At 62.7% G+C, this 21,993-nt stretch carries 22 protein-coding genes and 1 pseudogene; 9 read left to right on the top strand and 14 right to left on the bottom strand.

Translation table 11 applies throughout. The features are described 5' to 3' along the window. Positions 1-376 precede the first annotated feature (376 nt). Positions 377-661 carry a hypothetical protein gene (locus tag CJU94_RS26805; RefSeq protein ID WP_095421653.1) on the bottom strand — a complete coding sequence of 95 codons (285 nt, stop codon included), beginning with the start codon at positions 659-661 and terminating at the stop codon, positions 377-379. A gap of 729 nt (positions 662-1,390) precedes the next feature. Between CJU94_RS26805 and CJU94_RS26800 the strand changes: the two genes are divergently transcribed. Beyond that, positions 1,391-1,747: a BON domain-containing protein gene (locus CJU94_RS26800; protein WP_095421652.1), complete on the top strand. Its 357-nt coding sequence runs from the start codon at positions 1,391-1,393 to the stop codon at positions 1,745-1,747. A 311-nt stretch (positions 1,748-2,058) separates the two neighbouring features. Here the strand turns inward: CJU94_RS26800 and CJU94_RS26795 are convergent, their stop codons facing one another. Beyond that, positions 2,059-2,529 (bottom strand): ribonuclease, encoded by a 471-nt coding sequence (locus tag CJU94_RS26795; protein WP_095421651.1) that lies wholly within the window; start codon positions 2,527-2,529, stop codon positions 2,059-2,061. A 212-nt stretch (positions 2,530-2,741) separates the two neighbouring features. Between CJU94_RS26795 and CJU94_RS42575 the strand changes: the two are divergent. Next, a pseudogene (locus CJU94_RS42575) lies at positions 2,742-2,849 on the top strand (GlxA family transcriptional regulator); the annotation flags it as partial. Positions 2,850-2,890: 41 nt separating this feature from the next. Here the strand turns inward: CJU94_RS42575 and CJU94_RS26785 are convergent. Genes CJU94_RS26785 through CJU94_RS26770 form a run of 4 tightly spaced genes read right to left on the bottom strand, consistent with a single transcriptional unit; the run spans position 2,891 to position 6,384 of the window. Continuing rightward, the gene (locus CJU94_RS26785; protein ID WP_095421650.1) at positions 2,891-4,183 is read right to left on the bottom strand and encodes an NAD(P)/FAD-dependent oxidoreductase; all 1,293 of its coding nucleotides are present in this window, start codon (positions 4,181-4,183) and stop codon (positions 2,891-2,893) included. Positions 4,184-4,190: 7 nt separating this feature from the next. Then, the gene (locus tag CJU94_RS26780; protein WP_095421649.1) at positions 4,191-4,937 is read right to left on the bottom strand and encodes an amino acid ABC transporter ATP-binding protein; all 747 of its coding nucleotides are present in this window, start codon (positions 4,935-4,937) and stop codon (positions 4,191-4,193) included. After that, the gene (locus tag CJU94_RS26775) at positions 4,934-5,590 is read right to left on the bottom strand and encodes an amino acid ABC transporter permease (RefSeq protein WP_095421648.1); all 657 of its coding nucleotides are present in this window, start codon (positions 5,588-5,590) and stop codon (positions 4,934-4,936) included. Before CJU94_RS26775 ends, CJU94_RS26780 begins: the two co-directional genes overlap by 4 nt. 29 nt (positions 5,591-5,619) lie before the next feature. Next, the gene (locus CJU94_RS26770) at positions 5,620-6,384 is read right to left on the bottom strand and encodes a substrate-binding periplasmic protein (RefSeq protein WP_095422811.1); all 765 of its coding nucleotides are present in this window, start codon (positions 6,382-6,384) and stop codon (positions 5,620-5,622) included. Positions 6,385-6,537: 153 nt separating this feature from the next. Between CJU94_RS26770 and CJU94_RS26765 the strand changes: the two genes are divergently transcribed. Continuing rightward, on the top strand, positions 6,538-7,362 hold the full coding sequence (locus tag CJU94_RS26765; RefSeq protein ID WP_095421647.1) for an IclR family transcriptional regulator: 825 nt from the start codon (positions 6,538-6,540) through the stop codon (positions 7,360-7,362). 71 nt (positions 7,363-7,433) lie between these two features. Here the strand turns inward: CJU94_RS26765 and CJU94_RS26760 are convergent, their stop codons facing one another. Then, entirely contained in the window at positions 7,434-8,405 is a 972-nt protein-coding gene (locus CJU94_RS26760; RefSeq protein WP_095422810.1) for a hypothetical protein, read from the bottom strand. A 380-nt stretch (positions 8,406-8,785) separates the two neighbouring features. Then, complete coding sequence (locus CJU94_RS26755; RefSeq protein ID WP_095421646.1) at positions 8,786-9,478, bottom strand: SDR family NAD(P)-dependent oxidoreductase; 693 nt, start codon at positions 9,476-9,478, stop codon at positions 8,786-8,788. Between the two features lie 170 nt (positions 9,479-9,648). Here CJU94_RS26755 and CJU94_RS26750 point away from each other — a divergent pair, with 170 nt between their 5' ends. Then, positions 9,649-10,578 (top strand): LysR family transcriptional regulator, encoded by a 930-nt coding sequence (locus CJU94_RS26750; RefSeq protein ID WP_095421645.1) that lies wholly within the window; start codon positions 9,649-9,651, stop codon positions 10,576-10,578. Positions 10,579-10,748: 170 nt separating this feature from the next. Further along, on the top strand, positions 10,749-11,294 hold the full coding sequence (locus CJU94_RS26745; protein WP_095421644.1) for a hypothetical protein: 546 nt from the start codon (positions 10,749-10,751) through the stop codon (positions 11,292-11,294). Between the two features lie 29 nt (positions 11,295-11,323). On the opposite strand, the gene CJU94_RS26740 is transcribed toward CJU94_RS26745, so the two are convergent. Then, the gene (locus CJU94_RS26740; protein ID WP_095421643.1) at positions 11,324-12,265 is read right to left on the bottom strand and encodes a LysR family transcriptional regulator; all 942 of its coding nucleotides are present in this window, start codon (positions 12,263-12,265) and stop codon (positions 11,324-11,326) included. 480 nt (positions 12,266-12,745) lie between these two features. On the opposite strand from CJU94_RS26740, the gene CJU94_RS26735 reads away from it, so the two are divergent. Genes CJU94_RS26735 through CJU94_RS26725 form a run of 3 tightly spaced genes read left to right on the top strand, consistent with a single transcriptional unit; the run spans position 12,746 to position 15,565 of the window. Then, complete coding sequence (locus CJU94_RS26735; RefSeq protein WP_095421642.1) at positions 12,746-14,182, top strand: NAD-dependent succinate-semialdehyde dehydrogenase; 1,437 nt, start codon at positions 12,746-12,748, stop codon at positions 14,180-14,182. A 13-nt stretch (positions 14,183-14,195) separates the two neighbouring features. Beyond that, positions 14,196-14,567 (top strand): carboxymuconolactone decarboxylase family protein, encoded by a 372-nt coding sequence (locus CJU94_RS26730; RefSeq protein ID WP_095421641.1) that lies wholly within the window; start codon positions 14,196-14,198, stop codon positions 14,565-14,567. Continuing rightward, positions 14,564-15,565, top strand: coding sequence for an NAD(P)H-quinone oxidoreductase (locus tag CJU94_RS26725; RefSeq protein ID WP_095421640.1), 1,002 nt, complete (start codon positions 14,564-14,566; stop codon positions 15,563-15,565). Before CJU94_RS26730 ends, CJU94_RS26725 begins: the two co-directional genes overlap by 4 nt. A gap of 297 nt (positions 15,566-15,862) precedes the next feature. On the opposite strand, the gene CJU94_RS26720 is transcribed toward CJU94_RS26725, so the two are convergent. From CJU94_RS26720 to CJU94_RS26710, 3 genes are all read right to left on the bottom strand, one after another. Beyond that, on the bottom strand, positions 15,863-16,930 hold the full coding sequence (locus tag CJU94_RS26720; protein ID WP_095421639.1) for an SDR family oxidoreductase: 1,068 nt from the start codon (positions 16,928-16,930) through the stop codon (positions 15,863-15,865). Between the two features lie 203 nt (positions 16,931-17,133). Continuing rightward, entirely contained in the window at positions 17,134-17,997 is an 864-nt protein-coding gene (locus CJU94_RS26715) for an intradiol ring-cleavage dioxygenase (protein ID WP_095421638.1), read from the bottom strand. 84 nt (positions 17,998-18,081) lie between these two features. Continuing rightward, positions 18,082-18,960 (bottom strand): SDR family oxidoreductase, encoded by an 879-nt coding sequence (locus CJU94_RS26710; RefSeq protein WP_095421637.1) that lies wholly within the window; start codon positions 18,958-18,960, stop codon positions 18,082-18,084. Between the two features lie 117 nt (positions 18,961-19,077). On the opposite strand from CJU94_RS26710, the gene CJU94_RS26705 reads away from it, so the two are divergent. After that, on the top strand, positions 19,078-19,968 hold the full coding sequence (locus CJU94_RS26705; RefSeq protein ID WP_095421636.1) for a LysR family transcriptional regulator: 891 nt from the start codon (positions 19,078-19,080) through the stop codon (positions 19,966-19,968). Between the two features lie 63 nt (positions 19,969-20,031). Here CJU94_RS26705 and CJU94_RS26700 read toward each other — a convergent pair whose 3' ends face one another. Together CJU94_RS26700 and CJU94_RS26695 are read right to left on the bottom strand one after the other, a co-directional pair. Then, positions 20,032-20,664: a Vgb family protein gene (locus CJU94_RS26700; protein ID WP_095421635.1), complete on the bottom strand. Its 633-nt coding sequence runs from the start codon at positions 20,662-20,664 to the stop codon at positions 20,032-20,034. A gap of 32 nt (positions 20,665-20,696) precedes the next feature. After that, the gene (locus CJU94_RS26695; protein ID WP_095421634.1) at positions 20,697-21,917 is read right to left on the bottom strand and encodes a helix-turn-helix domain-containing protein; all 1,221 of its coding nucleotides are present in this window, start codon (positions 21,915-21,917) and stop codon (positions 20,697-20,699) included. Between the last annotated feature and the right edge of the window lie 76 nt (positions 21,918-21,993).

The raw sequence follows: 21,993 nt of genomic DNA, 5'->3' as shown, positions 1-21,993 counted from the left end.
CTTGGCAAGTTTCGGCGCTGCGCGGCCGGCGCAGGTCAAGGGTCTTGACGACTATGTCCTCTAGTTGTCTGACCTCTTGGGAGGATTATACGGGTTTGCCCTTACCCGAAACTATTCATCGAAGTGACGGGCAAAAAAATGCCGGGTACGCTGCTCGTCGAAACCGGGGGGAAATGACCTGACCAGAGCGGCCTGGGATATGCGAATGCCGACCTGCAGGAGACCTGCCTATCGTGCAACGAATCGGGGAGTGGGGACCCTTTGAAAACGAACACGCGCAGGCAAGCCTGCGCGTCTCGAAGCTAATACCTCAACAGCTCAACCAGCGTCAGAGACCGGTCGGTGGATAGTAGCCCGGTGTATTCAATCCAGTGATTTACGAGCCAAAATACAGCGGCTTCATTCCGTCGTTTGCATCCGGACGGATTGAGCCTTGGATCTTGTGGCCCACGCTGGAAACCGCGCTGCGCAACGAGTGCAGTTGCTGACGGGCGCCCGAGGCCGACGTGCCCTCGGCGACGCCGCCGGAATCCGCGGCAGCCACGTCCGTTTGCGCGACCAGAGTATTGACTGGCGCGGCGGCCTCGTTGGATTGGGCGAACGACGAGATAGCCGGAATGGCGAGGGCAGCAGCAACAACGAGCGATTGAACGAGCTTCATGATTCTTACCTCCAGACTTGATTTGTTCGCAAACACCCGTTTGCGTTTCAGTGCTTGCAGTGTAGGCCGGAGGTTGCTCGTAATTAAGCTCTCGCAGAACAATTGAATGTTGTCGTGACAGGTACAAACCCTATATGAACCCTATATGTCTCAACGTCACGGCATGCCACCTTAGGCTACGCGTGAGGTGCTGAAGATCTCGCCGTGCATTTGTCTCCGGTGCAAGGGGCGTTGCGCGGATACGCTGGCTAACAGCGCGCGGCGTGCGTCTCACCGTGCTGACGAATTCGCTTGCGGCGGTGCCCGGAACAGCGACAGAACTCGACCAGGAGTGCGGCGTTTCCGTGCTGAAGCGCGTAGGCACCTAGTGCCTCGGTGTGCTGCCGATTAACTCACCGCTATGACGGGGGCACGGCGAGAATAGGAACCGGCACTATTGCGCGCTTACGCCGACGCTTTGGAAATTGCTCAATGCTTCGCGTAAGACTCACACCTGCGTCTATGGGACCATGGTCTCATGGTTTAGCGAGAGTATTTGGAACAGACTGCAACGGCAGCAATCGCGTGGTTACGCCCATGCCGACTCATCGTGGGCCGTCGTCGAGGTTCGTTCATACGGGCCGCAGGCAAGTGCAAGTCGCCGCGCTTGAATGCGCCCAGCGGCCGTGTCACATCGGACTCACGATCGCTGCCGGAACGTGTTGTAAATCTTGCCAACTGGAGTGAGTAATGAAAGTCATCAATATCCTCAAGTTTGCTACTGGCGCATTGATCGTGGCCGCATCGATCAATGCTTGGCCGCAAACCAGCGAGTCAGCAGCCACGTCGACAGCGCCGGCAGCCGAGGGAAGTGCTAAAGCCGCTAGACAGGCGAATCGCGCACTGAGCAAGAAAGTGCTTCGCGCGCTCTCCAAGGGCGGCGTCAATACTTCCAGAATCAATGTGATTGCAAAAGGCGGCGCAGTGACCCTCGCGGGATCCGTCACCGAAGGCGGACAGAGCGAAAAGGCGACCGAAATCGCCAAGACGGTGAGCGGTGTGACGTCCGTGAAAAATGCGCTGACGTTGAAAGAAGTTGGACAGTAACCTCCGCGGGCTCCGACCGAGCATTCGACCATCCGGCCGCGGACGCACGCCACGTCTTAGGCTCGCAGTCCTTGCGGCGACCGCCTCGGCCGATCACGTGGCGTTCAACGCCGCGAATTTCGAATCGCTGCTTCCCGAGCAGGGAGGAGGGCCGGTCCAGACGGGGCGGTGGAATACGAACGGGAGGCTGCGGAAGAAGACAGTCCCAGCTATCCCTGCCGCTGATCGTGCTATTGCGGCACGGTCTCTGAGAACACGACGCCCCGTCGTCTGCTTTATAGAAGGCTTGAGGCGTTCTTGATTGACTCAGGTTATCCGGCAATGCGCTTGAAACTGGTGTAGTAATCGTCGGTGTAGTAGCAGTCGCTGGTCTGCCTGCGCGGTCCACCACAAACAATGCGGCGTTGCCCGCGATCCGCGAGGCCAGGCGTGCGAACTGTGTATGCGTGGTAATAGCCGCGCGGATGCTGCGGCAGCAATGCCGCGCTGTTGCGGAACAAGACACCGTCCTCGCCAAAAGGGAACGGGCCGCCCGATTTGATCAGACGCAGGGTTTCTGCTGCCTCCGCCGGTAACTGCGCCTTGGTGATGGCGGCCGGCGCGCCTCGCTCCTGCGCGCCCGATGCGGCAGGTGTATCGCTCGCGGCCTGCCCAGGCTGACCCGGCGCCTCGCTCGCTGGTGCGCCCGCTTCCTGCGCAGCGTTTTGCGATCCACCCTTGCCACATCCGCCGAGGATCGCGCTCAACGTGAGGATGCAGAAGAAAGCCCACGCTCGGTTCACGAAAAGGTTGTCTCCGGATTGATTGGCATTGGACGATCACCGACTGTTCAAGGTTATCGCCAATGGCAGAGTGAATCAATGTTCGGCCGGAAATAGGAATTTTTCACTCGGCAACCAGGCCGATGCGCGGTTCTCGGCATTCGAGAAGCAGGCAAATCAAGCAGATTGCGGTGAGCTCGTTTTATCGCGGGGTTGCTTCGAAAAGACCTATGATTCGCCGCAACCTGCGCAATCCGCTCACAGTCGAGGAGTTCGCGGATGTGGCTAATCTCAGCCCTCGCGAGTTCAGTCGCGCCTTTCTGGCCGAGACCGCTCTCAGCCGATTTTGCGCCGGCCGCACCGCATGCGCGTCAATGCGTGCTCAGGAAAGCGCATCGAGCAGTCCATACCATGCCACTCCCGCGCTGATATAGAGCCGCTGCAACGCGTGAAACGGCACAGGCTCGATAGACGTTGGCGGCAGCGGCAAGCCGCGTGTCGTACCGCCGATCAATGCAGCCAGATGCATTCCCAACGTGGTCGCCATTGCAATGCCGCGGCCGTTGTAACCCAGCGCGATCGTCATGCCTTCGGCCGGCACATGCACGTGCGGCAAAAAATTGCGGGTGATGGCGATACGGCCGGCCCATCGGTATTCGTATTCGATGCCCTTCAGCTGTGGAAACATCAACTGGGCGGCACGTTCGAGATGCGCCCAATCCGCGGCGTTGCGAGGCTCGCGAAAGGGGCCGCGCCCGCCCATCAGCAAACGCCCGTGTGCATCCTTGCGGAAATAGAGCAGCAGGCGCCGTGAATCGGAAGCCACTTCTCCGCCGGGCAGAATCGTTGCGCCGACATCGTCGGGCAGCGGCTCCGTTGCGACGATGAAGCTATTCGCGGCGATCACTGATTGGGCGAGGTGCGGCCAGAGACCATCCGTATAACCGTTGGTGGCCAGCAGGACCTGTTTCGAATCGATGAGCGAACCCTGCGCCGTGCGAATTCGCCACCCTTTCGGGCCGCGCTCCACGCTCGCGGCACGGGTTCCGCTATGGATCGCCGCGCCAGCCGTTTGCGCCGCGCGCGCGAGGCCACGTGCGTAGCTCAATGGATGCACGCTGCCCGCGCGCAGGTCGACCCAACCGCCAACGAATGCGTCCGTGCCGAGCCGCCTCGATATCTGCGAACGGTCGAGCAGTTCGACCGGGGCGTCGCGCGACGCCCACTGCCGGGCCCGGTTGTGCAGCGTGCCGAGCAGCTTGCTCGAATGGGTCGGCTGAATCCAGCCGGCGCGCGTCGCGTTGCACTGAATGCCGTAACGCTCGATCAGGGCGAAAACCGAGTCCGCGGCGCCGCCCGCCATTTGCACGAGCGCATCGCCGTCGTCTGGGCCGTAGCGTCGGATGAGTTCGTCGGGATCGTATTTCAGGCCCGGAATCACCTGGCCGCCGTTGCGGCCGGACGCTCCCCAGCCGGGCTCGTTGGCGTCGATCACACAGACCCGTATGCCCTGTTCGGCCAGATGCAAGGCCGTCGACAAACCGGTGTAGCCGGCGCCGACAATCGCGACGTCCGTTGTGACCGAGCCGTCGAGCGGCGGCGTATCGACCGCGGGTTCCGCCGTTGCCGCCCAAAGAGAGGGCGGCAACGGCTTTGCAACTTCAACCAGGCTCATGATGTTTTCAAATCCGGGGGGCGTCGGTAAGCGTGGGCATCCTGCCGAGAAACTCGCGTGTGCGAGGATTGCGCGGACGTTCGAACAGGTCGGCGGCGGACCCTTCCTCATGGATCGTGCCGTCATGAAGAAAGCACACACGATCGGCCACTTCGCGCGCGAAGCCCATCTCGTGCGTGACGACGATCATGGTCATGCCGTCGTCGGCGAGCTGGCGCATGACGCCCAGCACTTCGCCGACCAGCTCGGGGTCGAGTGCCGAGGTCGGCTCGTCGAAGAGGATCGCCTTCGGTTCCATGGCCAGCGCGCGCGCAATCGCCACGCGCTGTTGCTGTCCGCCCGACATTTCGGCCGGGTAAGCGTCCATCCGGTGCGCGAGGCCGACTTTGTCGAGCAGATGGCGGGCGCGCTCGCGTGCCTGCGCACGTGCTTCCTTCCTGACGAATACCGGACCCTCGAACACGTTTTCCAACGCCGTGCGATGCGGAAACAGGTTGAAGCGCTGGAACACCATGCCGACCTGTGCGCGCAGAGTGTGGATCTGCTTCGAATTCGCGTCGACGGCGTGACCCTCCACGGTGATCGTGCCGGCGTCATGCCGCTCCAATCCGTTGATGCATCGAAGCAGCGTGGATTTGCCCGAGCCGGACGGACCGATCAGACACACGACCTGGCCGCGTTCGACACGCAGACTGACACCTTTGAGCACGTGCTGATCGTGAAAGCGCTTGTGAATCGCATCGACCTTGATCATCGTTTTCCCTTCAGTCCGAGGCGGCGTTCAAGCCGCCGCAAGCCATAGACGAGCGGCAGGCTGAGTCCGAGATAAAGCAGCGCGACCAGCGTGAATACCGTCATGTTCTGAAACGTCGACGACGCGATCAGCTGCCCGGCGCGCGTCATCTCGGCGACGGTGATAGTCGAGGCGAGCGACGAATCCTTGAGCATCATCACGAGGGTATTGCCGTATGCCGGCAGTGAAATCCGGAACGCCTGCGGCAACACCACGCGCCGCATGATCATCGCGCCGCGCATGCCGATGGACTGCGCCGCTTCGATCTGCCCGTGATCAATTGCCTGGATGCCGGCGCGGAAGTTTTCCGCCTGATACACCGAGTACGCGACGCCGAGGCCTATGAAACCCGCCTGGAACGCCGACAACTGCACGCCGAGGTCCGGCAGCACAAAGTAGATGTAGAAGAGCTGAACGATGATGGGCAGCCCGCGGATCACGTTGATAAAGGTCGTGGCGGCATTCGCTGCGACGCGGTTGCCGGACACGCGCATCAGCGCGAGCACGAGGCCGAGCACCGTGCTCAGAACGAACGAGCAGAAGGTGATCTCGATCGTGACAACTGCGCCTTTGAGCAGGATCGGCAGAAACTCGATGGCGTTCTGGAAGAACATGGCGGGCGGTCCTTATTCTGCGAACGACGTCATTCCACCTGCCACTTCTTGACGATTTGCGTGAGCGTGCCGTCGGCCTTGATCTTTCTGATGCCGGCGTTCAACTGTTCCAGCGTCGCCGTGTCGCCCTTGCGCACGACGAAGCACACCTGGCCTTTCACCGACGGCTGATATCCGCTCACGAGCCGCAATTGCGGATTCGGATTGTGCTGAAGCTGGTAGGCCAGAATAGGGTGGTCGCCGAAGCCCGCCTTGATGCGGCCGAGCGCGACGTCACGCATGATGTCGGCGACTGAATCGTAGGTGCGCACTTCCTTGAAGATGCCCTTCTTGTTCAACGCATCGACGAATGCGGTGCCAACCTGCGCGCCGACAATTTCGCCCTTGAGGTCGTCCATCGTGGTGTACTGGCCTTTGTCGTCGGCGCGCACGATCAGGCCTTCGCCGTAGGAGTACACGGTGTCGGAGAAATCGACGACCTGCTCGCGCGCCGGCGTTTTCAGCATGGCCGCCGAGATGATGTCGATCTTCTTCGTGGTCAGCGACGGAATCAGCGAGGAAAAGGTGGTCTGCTCGATCTTGACGTCGAAGCCCGCGGCCTTGCCGGTGGCGGTAATCGCATCGACCAGCAGGCCCTGGATCGAATTGGTCTTCACATCGAGAAAGGTGAACGGCACACCGGTGGCGGTCGCTCCAATCTCGTACGTGGTGGCGGCTGCGGACAAGGCCGGCGCACCGGCGAGCAGCAATCCTGTTGCAAAGACACCGGCGAAGCGTTTGGCGAACTGGAACATGAGTCTCTCCACGAGTTGACGACGGTCGGTCGGAATATCGGTAACCATCAGTTGAGCAATGATATTCGAGTCAAAAATATCGTTTAACGAAATTTGTGTATCGATATGCGATATGCTAGAGTCAATGACAGCAGAGAACAATTGGGTGATTCCATGACACGCAAGCAACTCAGCCCAGAGACGGAAGCGCCCCTGGAGCCGGAGGAAACGCCAGACGCACTGTTCAATCAGTCGCTGGAGAAGGGCATCGCGGTGTTGCGCGCGTTCAGCGCGCAGCGAAGGTCGATGACGTTGCAGGAAGTGGCGGAGGCGACGGCCATCACCAAAAGCTCCGCGCAGCGCATGATCTACACGCTGGAGAAGCTTGGTTATGTGAGAAAGCATCCGCGTACGAAGCGCTATCAACTGGCGCCGCGTGTGATGCAGATCGGCTTCAACTATCTGGCTGCGGACACATTGATCGATGTCGCCAACCCGTTTTTGTCCGAGCTGACCAACGTTACTGGCGAGACCACCAACCTGACCGAGCCGGATGGTGTCGACATGGTCTATGTGGCGCGCTTCGTGTGCATGAAGTTCGTGCCGATTCACATGCCGATCGGCAGCCGCATTCCGATGTACTGCACGGCCTCGGGACGGGCGTATCTCGCGGCGCTCCCGGAAGACGAGTCACATGCGCTGCTGCTCGCCAGCGATCGCGTCGCGCATACGCAGTACACCGTGACGGATATCGACGAGATCGTGACGCGGCTCGCGCTCGGGCGGCGCAATGGCTATGCGTCGAACCGCGAGGAACTGTTCATCGGCGACATGACGATCGCAGCCCCGGTGCTCGACGGGGAGCGTCGACCGGTCGGTGCGGTTCACGTCGTGGCGCCGACGAGCCGGTGGACGCCGGCGGAAGCCGAGGCGCGGCTGGCACCCGCGGTGATCGATTGCGCGCGGGGTATCAGCAACTCGATCCGAACCCTTGCCTGAGGGCAGGCAAGCTGATCGGTTCGAGTTGGCGGAGACCCTTTGCAGAAGCCGGCACCGCCGATCCGGAAGCGCTAGAAACTCATTGCGAACCCGAACGACACGCCGTGCACGTTGTGTCCGAACACGTATCGCACCATGGCGCGCGTGCGGGTGATGATGATCGGATACTTGCTGCTATCGAGTTCCAGTCCGACTCCCAGCGATGTGAGGTCGTTGAACCCCAACACCCCGGCGCTGTCGCCAAAATAGTGCGAATAAGCGGCTTCCAGCACATAGCGGATCGGCCGGTCCAGCGCGTGCCAGCCGGTGGGCGCTCGCCAGCGTGTCCACAAGCTCACTTGCTGAGCCATGGCCGACCCCTGCACGGCCTCCGAGGAACCGCCGAAGCTGCGCAGGTAAATATCGGTCGCACGCAATTCGGCGTCGATTTCGTAGTTTTCGCGGTAGTGCTCGTAGTCGAGCATGAGTGAGCCACCGTAGCCGTAGGCATCCAGCGAGCCATTCTCGAGGAACTGCAGATTGCTGTCGGTAACGTGGTTGAAGATCGACTGGCCCACCTTCAGATCGCTCGAGACGCGTCCAATCGTGCCATTCAGGATCGGACGGAATACCAGTTCGTCCGTGATCCGGAAATCCCAGCCGACGCCAACCGTGCCGCTGAAAGTGTTCCATCTGGTCGGCACCGCACGCTGCTGCGTACCATCCGTAGCGATAAAGATCGGGTCGTAACGGCTGTAGGCGAGCGTGCCCTCCAGGTATAACGGGAACGATTTGCTGATAGTGAAGCCGCCGCCGAACTGCGTCTGACCGAAACCGGGATTGCCCGTGGTGCCGCTATTGACCGACAGATTACTGGTCGTAACGTCGGGTACGGTCGTGTAGGTCATGATGGCGAGCACGGCGTTGGCATGTTGCTTCACGTTGCCGCCAACCACCTTGCTGCTGGTCGATGGGCCCGCCTCGGTCTGCGCATTCGAGGGGCAAGGCAGCAGGGCGAGGGCCAGAGCGGCGCACGCCGATGAGGCGCGGCAGGACCTCTGCATCCGGAGCGCGGGCGGCATCATGCGACCTCACTGTTGGTTCGCACGACTGGAAGCTGACACATAGCGTACCGAACGCACATGACTCACTCCTGTCAGTCAGGTCGTTGTGTTGGTCTTCCGCGAGACCGGCATTCCGTGCCGGCACAACAGTTCCAGACAACCGATCTGGCGCGTAACGGCGTTTTCCGCCGTTCGCCACATTTGAGTGGGCTGCATCGAAGCCTGCCTAATTGTATCGCTGAACGAGACGACAGATTTCTGCGCGGCGCTTTGCGCCGGGAGCCATGTCATCCCGCGCGATATCACGGCCGTCCGTCCTGCCTGACGCTATATGTTTGAGAGGGCATTCACTCCTTAACTGAATCTTGCGGCCGACCTGCTCACCACGGAACGACTCTTCCAAGATAGTCGAGGTAGTGCAACCCTGAGCGTCCTTCGTAAGCCTCCATCGTGTTCAGCAGGTTCGGAATGCTTTCTTCGATACTTAACCGGGCTTCGGGTCCACCCATGTCCGTACGTACCCAACCTGGCGCCATCAGCAACAAGGTTCGCGGGTCATTGGCGTGGCGAGCCGCAAAACTGCGCATAAACATGTTCAGTGCAGCCTTGCTGCCCCGATACACCTCGTAATTTCCATTGACGTTGTTGGTGACACTGCCCTGGCCGGAAGACATGACGCCAATCGTTCCGTTCGGTCGGACGAGATCCTGGAAGGTTTCGACGACTCTCATGGGACTGAGCGCGTTCGTCACCATCACGCGTACGAATTCCTCGGTCGAGACATCCGCTATGGTTTCCCGATCGTCGTTCTTGACACCTGCATTGACGAAAAGCACGTCGAGCTGTCGACCTGCAAGCCGGGCGCGTAAATCCGCGACTTGCTCCGGATGCGTTATATCGACCGTTTCAATTTCGAGTGCTCCGGTGAGATGGCGCAGCCGCTCCGTCGAGTCGGCTCGCCCGGTGGCGATCACGCGCCAGCCTCGCCTGAGGTATTCCGCGGCCATCGCCAAGCCAAGACCACGGGATGCGCCGATAAGAAGAACGGTTTTCTGCAGAGGTGAGGTTCGCATTTTATCTATACCTTTGAATGAGGCATGTCCGGACGCATCGGAAATAAGACGCGTCGTAGCGAGCTAGTCCACGCAATATATCGGCGGGTGAGAGAGGGCGGAAGATGCAACGGCTGCATTCATAACCTGCACCGAACGCCTCGTCTCGCCCGGCAATGTTACGATCGGGCATGCCCGAACCCGACCTGAACCTGCTGATTGCGCTGGAGGCGCTGCTTGCCGATGCAAGCGTGGCGGGCGCTGCTCGTCGATTGGGGCTGAGCGCCTCTGCAATGAGCAGAACGCTCGCCCGACTTCGCGCCTCGACTGGCGATCCATTGTTGGTGCGGGCAGGGCGCCAGATGGTATTGACGCCGTACGCCGAAGAAATCCGTGAACGCACGCAAAATGCGGTTCACGAGGCTCGCGCCGTCCTTCGTCCTTCCAAGCCGGAACTCGACTTCACGAGGTTGCGGCGAACCTTCACCATTCGAGCCAACGACGGTTTTGTCGAGGCCTTCGGTTCGCCGCTCATTGCCGCGGCAACGGCGGTTGCGCCACACGTATGTTTGCGCTTTGCGCCGAAGCCCGATAAGACCGCCGCGCACTTGCGAGACGGGTCGGCCGACCTCGAGATTGGTGTTCTGGGTGAAATGGGTCCGGAGGTGCGGCTACAGGCGCTATTCCGGGATCGTTTTGTGGGTGTGGTCAGAAGAGGCCATCCGCTCGAACTTGACGGACAAGTCACCGCTGAGCGGTACGTCGCTTTCGGCCACGTCGTGGCTTCCCGACGGGAACGCGCAAGTGGACCTGTCGACGAAGCGTTGGCCGTTCTGGGTCTTCAGCGAACCATCGTGGCCGTCGTGCCGAGCTTTCCCGCCGCGCTGGCTGTGGCTCGAACTTCGGATCTGATCGCACTCGTGCCCGCCTCTTTTCTGGTCAATCAGACAGAACCTCATGACAATGCGGCGAGCGTCGCCACCCACGCGTTCGAACTCCCCGTGGCGACCGAGAAGATTACCGTGTCGCAGATGTGGCACCCTCGCCTGGAGGTCGACCCTGTTCATCGTTGGCTTAGGCAGCTCGTGCTATCGGTCTGTCGACGGCAGTTGCCGCTCTGAACATCGCGTTTCAGGAAATCCGAAATGCGCCAACGAATTTTCGAATCGCATGAAGTCATGCAAAACTGGAACTCCGGTGCCTTTTTGAAAAGGAGAGGCATTCCAGTGTGAGAGATTCTCATCCAGTGACGTTCGATAGCTCACTATCCCCAAACGCCTGGAGCACAGAAATGACTTCCGTTCAACATGACCTTATTCTTTCTCAAAGCGGCTTTAGCCATGTAATCGACGTCGATGTCGAGAAGATCGATATCGCGCAATGGCTCTTCACTCTTCCGGACGCAGAGTATCAACGGTGTGCCCCGCCTGACCATATCGCGGCTGGCGCGACATGGACCGACGATGGCAAGCGGATGTCCATCAATGTGGAGATGATCGGTACCGGACTCGTGGTACAGCATTATGTCGGCGAAGTGACGGAACGGCTCTATTGCAAGATGGTGTCCCTGTCGGACGTTTTCACGCCGCACGGGCGGACCAAGGTTCAAGTCATCTGGGAGTTACGCGCAAAAGGGTTGCCCAACGGCAAGACCGAATACACCAATAGCGTCACTTCGCATCCGACTGATGATTTTCTCTCTTTCATTGAAAAGAACGGAATGTCGTTTGACCAGGCTGCCCGTGATCGCCAGGCGGCATCGGGTGATCACAACCAGCGCGAAACGCCGCTCTTTGCTGAGAGTATCGCCCGCGCCGCGCGACGCACGGCGGGTTGAATCTCTGAATTGCTCGCCAAGCGAGCTGTTCAAGACAGCTCGCACTCGATCGCGAGTTCATTTGCATAGGATTGCAACGGGTCACCGACATGCACTTTCAGTGCGTCAATGAAACACCTGATTTTCGCATCCACGAACTGGCGCGACAGATAGACCGCATAAACGTTGCGCACCGATGTGTGGAACTGCGGCAGAACGCGCACCAGGGTGCCGTTTCGCAGATCGTCGATTGCAGAAAAACCCGCGAGCAAGCCAATGCCGGCACCACTGCGCAACGCAACCTGCATCGACTCCATATCGTTCACGCTGAAATGCGGCCCCGCGGGCCGATAGCTTGCGTTGCCGGCCGGGCTCTCCAGATGCCACTCGTCCGGAGCGTAATCCACTGTGCTCAATAACACGCATGTGTGATCGACGAGGTCTTTGGGCTGCTCGGGTGCCGGATGCCGTGCGAGGTACTCAGGCGAAGCGGCCAGCACGCAATGACTGCTTCCGATCTTCTGACTCACATACGCGGAATCCGGCAGCGTGCGTGCAATCACGATGGCCAGATCGAGTTGTTCTTCGAGCAGATTCGGCATTCGTTGCGAGAGCAGCAGATCCACCGAGACATCCGGGTACGTTTGGCGATACGCGAGGGCGGCGCGCGTCACGAGTTGTCGTCCGAGACCGGGCACAGCGTGGACGCGCAACGTGCCACGCGGCGCAAGCAACGCATCGCGCGCCTCAGCTTCGGCGTGATCGATTTCCGCCAGGATCGAGACGCTACGCTCGTAAAAACGGCGGCCCGCGTCGGTCACGGCGAGACGTCGCGTGGACCTTTGCAACAGTCGCGTGTTGAGTCCTTCTTCGAGCACCGAAACGGCACGCGAGACGTTGCCGACGGTGGTATCCAGGTGGTTGGCGACGGCGGTGAAACTACCCATCTCCACGACCTTCACGAATACCGACATGTTATAGACCTTGTCCATTCCGATTTTTCCCGTTGAGCCTTCATTATTCGTTGGTCGATCGCGCGATTTGTCGACAGCCAGTCTCACGCACACCCAGCATGATACGCGCGGGTCTTTTTGAGCGGCAGCAACGCGCGGCGGCCACGCCTGGGCTCGGGCGCCAGGCCAAAACCGCACAGGCGTTCTAAAACAGCGCGGAGATTTTCCCTCCAGCAGAAAGACTCATTCTTTCCAGCCCCGCTAACACCACACGGGCTTCGCGCCTAGACTTCGTTGCGCAGTCAGGCACTCGCCGCACCCTTTCTGAATCGAGCGTCGCTTTACCCGGAGGTACGGAATCTGGAAACGCACGCTTTCCAATGGCCGCATCCAGCCATGAAGCGACGCGGGCGACAGCACCGCCCATACGAATGACCTGATCGCATTGAATCCGCTGAGCAAGCAAGCCTGGCAAATATTATGGATGTCTAATCGTTAGCACTTACCGGAGGTAATGTCATGAACGCAGTCTACGATCCGCTGTACCTGTTCATCGACGGCGAATGGATCGCCGCAAACCAACGTGAAACCGCGCCCGTCGTCAACCCGGCCACGAAACGCGAACTGGGCCGCGTGCCGCTCGCAACCACCGCCGACCTGGACCGCGCGCTAAGTGTCACGCGCCGCGCGTTCGACGTCTGGCGCAACACGGTGCCCGCCGAACGCGCTCGCGTTCTCAGGCGCGCTGCGGAGCTGATGCGCGAACGCGCACCGCGCATTGCGGAACTGATGACGCTCGAAGAAGGCAAGCCGCTTGCCGAAAGCCGCGACGAAGTGCTGCGGGCCGCTGAATACTTCGAGTGGTTTTCGGAAGAGGCGCGCCGCATCGACGGCCGCGTGGTGCCTGCGAACCGACCCGGCGTCCAGCAGCTCGTGAAGAAGCAGGCAATTGGTCCGGTGGCTGCGTTCACGCCGTGGAATTTTCCGGCTATCACGCCGGCACGCAAACTCTCGGCGGCGCTCGCAGCCGGTTGCAGCGTGATCATCAAACCGGGCGAGGAAAGCCCTGCCACGGCACTCGCACTGGCCCGCGCACTGGACGACGCAGGTCTGCCCAAAGGCGTGCTGCAAGTCGTGTTTGGCGTGCCCGACGAGGTCTCGAAGCAGCTGATCGCCTCGCCGGTGATCCGTAAGGTCACTTTCACGGGTTCGGTGCCGGTTGGTCGTCTGCTCTCGGCGCGCGCCGCCGAAGGCGTCAAGCCGATCACGCTCGAACTCGGCGGGCACGGTCCGGTACTCGTATTCGACGACGCCGACGTCGAGAAGGCCGCCGTCGAAGGGGCGGCGAACCGCTTTCGCGGCACCGGGCAGATCTGCATCTCGTCGACGCGCTTCCTGATCCAGCGCGGTGTTTACGACGTGTTCGTCGAGCACTTCGTGCTGGCAGCAAATGCCCTCAAGGTCGGCGACGGCATGGATCCCGCCACCCAGGTCGGCCCGCTCGCCAATCCGCGTCAACTCGCGAAGATGGAAGAACTGGTGGCCGATGCAGTGGCGCGCGGCGCCAAGGTGCTGGCAGGCGGCAAGCGCATTGAACGCGAAGGCTACTTCTTCGAGCCGACGGTCCTTGCCGACGTACCGATGGACGCCCGCGTGATGCACGAAGAGCCGTTCGGCCCGATCGCCGTGCTGATGCGCTTCGACACACTCGAAGATGGTCTGGCCGAAGCGAACCGCCTGCCGTATGGGCTTTCGGCCTATGCATTCACGCAGAGCGCGCGCACCGCGATCGACGTGGGCGATGGACTGGAGGCCGGGATGATCGGCATCAATCAGTACCGCATCGTCGCAACCGAATTGCCGTTTGGCGGTATGAAAGAAAGCGGCCATGGTTCGGAAGGGGGAGTCGAGGGTATCGAGTACTACCTCACGCGCAAGTTCATTAGCCAGGCCTGAAAGGAGAGCCGCCATGTCCCACGCAAACTTCAGCAGCCCGCGCGAGGCGGCGCGTGCTTTCACGCCCAAACTCGCGGAGTTCGTCGATGCCACGCTCTATCCACAGATCTGGAGCGACCCCGCTCTGTCGCTGCGCGAGCGCAGCCTCGTGACGGTCGCCGCGCTGATCGCGGGCGGTCATCTCGACGAGCTGCCCGCGCACTTGCGCCGCGCCGTGAATAACGGCGTGACGCATGAAGAACTGGCCGCTGCCATCACGCACCTCGCGTTCTACGCGGGTTTTCCGGCAGCGATTTCGGCATCGGCCGTCGCACAGGCCACGCTCGCTACGCAGCACGAGACCGATACCGGCACACCTCCCGCTACACAGGAAACACCAGCATGAAAGCCATCACATTCAAGGAATTCGGCGACGCCGACGTGCTCCAGCTTGCCGACGTGCCGGCGCCCGAAGTGCGCCCCGACGATCTGCTGGTGCGCGTGCACGCCGCTGGCGTGAACCGCGCTGACCTCACTCACCGCACAGGCGGCTATGGCCGTCCCAACTTCGGCGACTCCACGATCATGGGCCTCGAAATAGCGGGCGAAGTGATCGAAACCGGCAGCGCGGTGCAGGGCTACAAGGTGGGCGACCGTGTCATGGGGGTGGTGGGCGGCGGCGCCTACGCGGAGATTGCGCGAATCGACTGGCGCATGGCCATGCCGATTCCGGCCGCGCTCGATTATGTTCATGCAGCCGCGATTCCTGAAGTATTCGTCACGGCGCACGAGGCAATGCTGCACCTGGGTGGACTGCGGCGCGGCGATTCGGTACTGATTCATGCGGCGGCGGGCGGCGTCGGTTCGGCCGCCGTGCAACTGGCGTACGCGACCGGTGCGCAAATCTTCGCCACGGCCGAAGCTTCCAAGCACGAACGCGTCGTCCAACTTGGAGCGGATGTGGTCATCGACTATCGCACTGAGGATTTCGCCGACGTCATCAAGAAGACTACGAACGGGCGGGGTGTCGATGTCGTGATCGACTTCGTGGGCGCGCCGTATTTCGCGCGCAATGTGGCAGCGCTCGCCAATGGCGGACGGCTGATCCAGGTCGGCATTCTTGGCGGTGGCGCTCAGGTGGCTGTCGAACTGGAGCAGATCCTTTATCGTCATCTGCAGATCAAGGGAACGGTGATGAAGTCGCGGGCGCAAGCGGAAAAGCACGCGATGGTGCGGCGTTTTCGCGAGCATTGGCTGGAGCGCTTCGACGGCGGCGCGCGCCTGGAGCCGGTCGTGGACAGCACGTTTGCTCTCGCCCGGGCCGCCGATGCGCATCGGCGCATGGAATCCGCCGCCAATGTCGGAAAGATCATCCTGACCATGGCGGCAGAAGACCTGGTGTGAAGCGCATTGGGCGTTGTCGATTCGATACACGCGGGGGCCACGCGATATGGGCCCCTGCGTCTCGTACCGGCAAAGCCTGGCAACGAACCTTGTCAGCAGGCCGGCGTTCGCCCGCTGGGGTGGCTTCCGCGGCGCAAGACGAGCCGGTTTTGCCGTCCGGCGAGTTTAGTCAATTCGCGTCGCAAAACCGGCCGATCCAACGAATTCGGTTGCGCCTGGTTGGGCGCGTGACCGAATCCGCGGGCAACCGTCGGCTACACGAGGTTCCTGATCGGATTAAGCCGGCCCGCGCGCGTATCACTGCGGAATGATCCGCTCCGCCTTCAACCGGTCGAACAGCGCGAAGAATGCGTCGGACGTGCTCTGATAATCCAGAAAGCCTGCCTTGCGGCTCTTGGTCATATCCGTGAGCACTTCCATCGGACGGCCGAGGTCCGCGTCGGTGTGCCACCACGAGGCGAGCTTGCCGAGGTCGGCCTCCTTCAAACCGAAGCGCGCGGCGATATCGGACCATGTCTTGCCGGCGTTCTGCATGCGGCCTTCCAGCGGACGCGTCTCGCCGTCGAACGGTGCGGCTTCGATGCCGAAGTAGCTGGCGATTCGCGACCACATCCATTTCCAGCGGAACACGTCGCCGTTGATCACGTTGAAGTCTTGGTTGCGCGCGTTCGGCGACGTGGCGGCCCACTCGAGATGGCGCGCGAGCAGCCGCGCGTCGGTCATATCGGTGAGGCTGTTCCATTGCGCCGCCGAGCCGGGGAAGATGAACGGCTGGCCGGTCTGCTTGCACAGCGTCGCGTAGACCGCGAGCGTCACGCCCATGTTCATCGCGTTGCCGAGCGCAAAGCCGATGATCGTGTGCGGACGATGCACGCTCCAACTGAAACCGTAGCGTTGCGCGGCGTCGAATAAACGGTCTTCCTGCTCGTAGTAGAAGTTGTCCACCGGCTGGCGGCCCTGTTCCTCGCGAAACGGTGTGATCGGCACGGCGCCGGTCGCATACGCTTCGAACGGGCCGAGGTAGTGCTTCAGTCCCGTCACGAGCGCGGCGTGTTCGAGCGTGCCTGACGGGCCCACGGCGTCCATTACATGACGCACCATGGCGCCGTTCACGCGAATATTCTCTTTCTCCGTGGCCTGGCGCGACCACGCGGTCAGAAACACGTGAGTGAACCGCTTGCCGGCGAGTGCCTCGCTAACGGACTCGGCCGATTGCAGATCGGCGGTGATCGACTCGATGGCCGGCGATACCGGCGTGCGGCCGCGTGAGAGTCCGGCGACGTGCCAGCCGCTCGAAAACAGCTGGTCCGCGAGATTGCCGCCGACAATGCCGCTCGCGCCGATGATGAGTGCTCGTTTTTCCATGAGAGTAGGGCTCGGTAATTGAATGCCTGTTGACGCGGGGTGGTTCTAAGACCGATCGTGATCCGCGGGCTGAACGCGTCTTCCGGCCAGAGCTGGCGCTGTGGTTCCCGATCGGAGTGCGCGCTTCAGCGCGTTACTCCGGTCCCACGCAGCGCGCCCTGGTCCAACGCAAGATGATTGCCGCACCAGTAAAGTGACCCGCGTCACACGGATCGGTTCAACACGAAATCGAATTCGAGCGTGCTGAACGGCGTGGTCATACGCGTCCCGTCCGGCGCCGTGCCTGCCTCATGGCGATTCCACTTCGCCACCAGCGACGAGCGCACGCCGAACACCGCGTCCGAATCGAGATATCGATCGCCGTCGCGGAACACGTGGGTCACGAGGCGCTCGTAGCCGGGCGCCGTGATCATGAAATGCAGATGCGCCGGGCGCCACGGATGCCGTCCCAGCACTTCGAGCATGCGCCCGACCGGCCCGTCGTGCGGAATCGGATAAGGTTCGGCGACGATGGAGCGAAAGTGATAGCGCCCGTCCGCGAGACTATGGAGCACGCCTCTCGCGCGATGCGTATCGTCGCCGCCGTGCTGGACGTCGTAGAAGCCGTCCGCGTCGGCCTGCCAGACGTCGATGCGGGCGTTGGGCACCGCTTCGCCGTCCGCGCCCCTGATGGTTCCCGACACGAAGCAGGGCTCGCCGTGCGCGCCGTTGGACACGTCGTCGCCGTTTCGATAGACGGGCGCGCCTTCGACGAAGAACGGTCCGAATACCGTCGCCTCGGTGCAGCCCGGCGGCTTGCGGTTCGCCATGGCCGTGACGAGCATCGACAAACCCAGCGTGTCCGAGAGCAGGATGAATTCCTGACGTTTGTCGTCGGTAATATGGCCCACGTCGGTCAGGAAACGAATGCCCTGTTCCCATTCGTTCTCGGTCAGGTTCACCTCGCGCGCGAAGGCATGCAAATGCCGCACGAGGCTCGTAACGATCGTCTTCAGCCGCTCGTCGTTCGCGTGCGCGTGGCGCGCCAGAACCGCCTGCGTGATCGTGTTTTCGTCGAGATTGCGCATGACCGTGGCGTCTCCTTCCTGTCGGTCATGCGATTATCGGCTCGTTTGCCGGCGAGCGTAGGCAAGTGACGCGCGCGTCAGCACTTACCCCTTCGCCCAAGCCGCCGCCGTCTCCACCGCGAAGTCCCGATACGACCGCGGTTGGCGGCCCAGCAACGCCGCGAGATGATCGATTTCCGCTTGCGATGCGACCGCGCCGTCCTGCTGATAGCGGCTCATCATCAGGCGCATGTCGTACGCGAGCCAGCCCGGTGCGGCACCCTTCAAACGCTGCTCCAGCAGGTCGAGATCGTCGCCGCCATAGCGCACCGCGCGCCCGAGCACGTCGGTCCAGATCGACGCCACGCTTTCCGCCGTGATCGGCTCAGGTCCGACCAGCGCATACGTCTCGCGCGGCAAGCGTTCCGCGGCACGCTCGCGGCGCAGCAGTTCGCGCGCCGCGGCCTCGCCGATATCGCGCACATCGACCATGGATATACCTTTGGCGCCGATCGGCATGCCGTACACGCCGTGCGTCAGTAAAGGCTCTTTCTGGCGCACGTCGTTCTGCATGAAATACGCCGGACGCAATACGGTGGCCGGCAGATCGCGGTGTTCGATCATCCGCTCGACCGCGTGCTTGCTGGTGAAATGCGGCACGTCGACGTAGTCGGCACCTTTGAACACCGACAGATACACCACGCCTTTCACCCCGGCCTCACGCGCCACGCTCAGCGCTTGCAACGCTTGCGTCAGTTCGTCGGCGGCGTTGGGTGCGAGCAGGAACAGTGTGCTGACGCCGTTCATCGCGCGCCGCAAGCCGTCCACGTCGGACAGGTCGCCTTGAACCGCCGCGACGCCCTCCGGAAACTGCGCCTTTTCCGGCGTGCGGGTCAGCGCGCGGATTGGCGCGCCGCTGCCGGCCAGATGTTCGAGAACCTGCTTGCCGACCACGCCGGTGCTGCCTGTTACGAGGATTGCCATGATCTTTCTCCTAAGGTGGGATGGACTGTCAGTCAGCCCGTAGACACACAATAGATGTTCCATTTAAGAGGCGATAGTGCAAAAATTAAGACATCTCGTCTCATATTTGGAACGATCATGGATTTGACGTCGCTTGCCGATTTCAACGCCGTCGCGCTGCACGGCGGATTCGGCCCGGCCAGCCGGGCGCTCGACCGTCCCAAGGCCACGCTGTCGCGGCGCGTGGCGGAACTCGAGGAAACGCTCGGCGTGCGGCTGATCGAGCGGGGCTCGCGCAGGTTGCGGCTGACGGAAGAAGGTCTCGCGCTGTATGAGCGCACGCGCGGGCCGCTGACGGAAATCGAGGAGGCGGGCGAAGCGGTGGCCTCCCGTGCGCCGGTTCCGCGCGGGCGGTTGCGGATCAGCGCGCCGATCGTGTTCGCGCATGTGGTGCTGGGCCGGATCGCGGCGCGTTTTGCGTTGGCCTATCCGCAGGTCGAACTCGAAGTCATTGCGGAAGACCGGATCGTCGATCCGGTGGAGGACGGCTATGACCTCGTGATCCGCATCAATCCGCCGCGTGACGAGCAGCTCGTGGGGCGGCGCATCTACGGCGACGAACGGCTCCTCGTCGCGGCGCCCGGTTTGCCGATGCCTGCCCGGGCCGCCGGCGATGCCGCGGCGTTGCCGGTGCCGGCAATCGTGTTCGCCGCGGCGTCGCCGGGCGCGATCTGGACGGTGCGCACCGAATCCGGCCTGTGGGCGCTCGCGCCGATACCGGTGCTGCGGCTCTCGTCGCTGCTGATGGTGCGTGACGCGGCAGTGGACGGCGTGGGGGCGGCGCTGCTGCCCAAGCTGCTGGCCGAGCAGGATGTGGCGGCGGGACGGCTCGTCTGCTGGGGCGTGGCGGACGGGCCGCAGGTTGAAGTCTGGGCGCTTTACAACTCGCGGCGTCTTTTGAGCGCCAAGGTGCGGGCGTTCATGAACCTGTTGCAGGACTTGCCGGGACGCGAGCCGACACGAGGCTGATCCACGGGGCGATCATGGCTTGCAGGTGGATTCGCCACGTGGATTCGGCACGCCCCGGCCTGCTCATTTGGGCCGTCGCACGGCCCGCACCTTGCCGCTGCTTCCGCCGCCGCAAAAGAAGCGATCGCCGCCGTCGGATTCGAGTCCCGACACGCTGACGCCGGACGGCATCTCGAGCCGCTCCTGAACTTCGCCGCTGCGCGGATCGATGCGCCGCAATTCGCTTTCATCGCCTTCCCACGTGCCGTGCCAGAGTTCGCCGTCCACCCAGGTGACGCCGGTCACGAAGCGGTTGGATTCGAGGGTGCGCAAAATCGCGCCCGTCTCGGGATCGATCTGATGGATCCTGCGCTCCCGATACTGCCCGACCCACAGCGACCCTTCCGCCCATGCGAGCCCCGAGTCGCCTCCGCCGCCCGGCGCGGGGATCGTGGCGAGCACGCGTCCGGTCTGGGGATCGATCTTCTGGATACGGTCTTCGGCGATCTGGAACAGATGCTTGCCGTCGAAGGCGGTGCCCGCGTGCGCGGCGACATCGATCGAACGGAGCGGCTCGCCGCTTTGCGGGTCGAACGCGTTCAGCGTGTCTCCGGCGGCGAACCAGACGTGCCGGCCGTCATACGTCACGCCATGCACTTTTTCGACGCCCGGAAAGGGTCCGTACTCGCTGATGATTTCGGCGGCTGATCGTTTCATGGCTGTTCACTCGTGGTTTTCGTGTTGCCATCCTAATCAATCGGCAACGGCGCGGGGAGTAACAAGGTCGTCGTGAATCCGGGCATGGGCGGGGTCATCCAGCGGCGCGCCCGGCCTTTGCCGACGGACTGCACCTTGCCTTGCAACGCGAGCGTATCGAGGCTGCGCTGCACGGTGCGCTGACTCGCGCCGAGCGCGAGCGCGAGGGCCGAACTCGACCACGACTCGCCGTCGGCGAGCAAGGCAAGCACGGGCGCATGTTTGTCCTCGACCGGCCGCGCCAGCACCACGACCTGCCGCGCGTGCCGTGGCACCAGCGTGAAGCCGCGCTGCGTCGCGCTGACGCCGGCCATCGTACGAAGCACGGAACGCAAGCGCCCGAGTTCGACCCGCAGACGCACGCGGTGCGATTCGTCGGCGGCCTTGCCCCGGAAGGCTCGCGCGACGAGCACGTCTCTCGGCACGTCCTCCGGCCACGCTTCGGCGAGCGTGCGGGCGAGCACGAACAGCACCGGGCGGCTCGCGAGCGAGATTACCGCGCCCGCGTCGCGTACGACGTGACGGCACGCGTCCACGATCAATGCCTTCGATGCCAGTAACGCTTCGACCTCATCGAGCAGCAGCGGGCGCTCTTCGCCCCGCGCGAGCAGTCGCGCCGCGGGCGCGTTCAGCACGAGCGCGGCGTTGTCGACCTCCGCGATCAGGGCAGGGATGCCCGCGAGCCGTGCGGCACGTTCGGCTCGTTCCAGCGCGGCGCGCGCCGCGCGGGTCTGCAGGCGGCGCAGCGCGACACCCGCCACGACCAGTTCGTGCGCGGCTCGCAAGGCGGGCGGGAACGGCGCCGGGTCGAGCCCGGCGAGCGCGCGCTCTGCTTCGTCGAGGCGCCCGACCAGCAGCAGGCGCCTGACTTCGAGATAGCGCGCATGAGCGGCGTTGAGCCGGTCGCCGTGCGCTTCGAGGGTGGCGCGGGCGCCTTCCAGTGCTTTCGTGGGCCAGTTCAGATCGCGCGAGACGAGGGCGATCTCGGCTTCGGCGACGACACATCGTGCGCGGGCCACCGGCTCTCGTGAACCGAAGGCGCGCGCGGCGCTGCGCACGAGCGCCCTGGCCCGCACCAGATCGCCGAGTTGCGCCATGGCGATGCCGCGCAACGCGAGCGCCGGCGCGTCGTCGCGCAAGGCCACGCGATTGAGCGCGCCGAGCGGATCGCCCGCGGCGAGCGCGCGCGCCGCTGCCGTCACTAGCGAGTCCATGGTCTACGCGAATCCCGCCACACTTGTCACTCCCGTCGCTCGAGGCCCGCGGCTAATCTAGCACGACCAACCCGCG

Origin of the sequence: Paraburkholderia aromaticivorans (genome assembly GCF_002278075.1) — a bacterium.
Classification (GTDB): Bacteria; Pseudomonadota; Gammaproteobacteria; order Burkholderiales; family Burkholderiaceae; genus Paraburkholderia; species Paraburkholderia aromaticivorans.
This window is presented reverse-complemented; position numbering and strand designations above follow the sequence as displayed.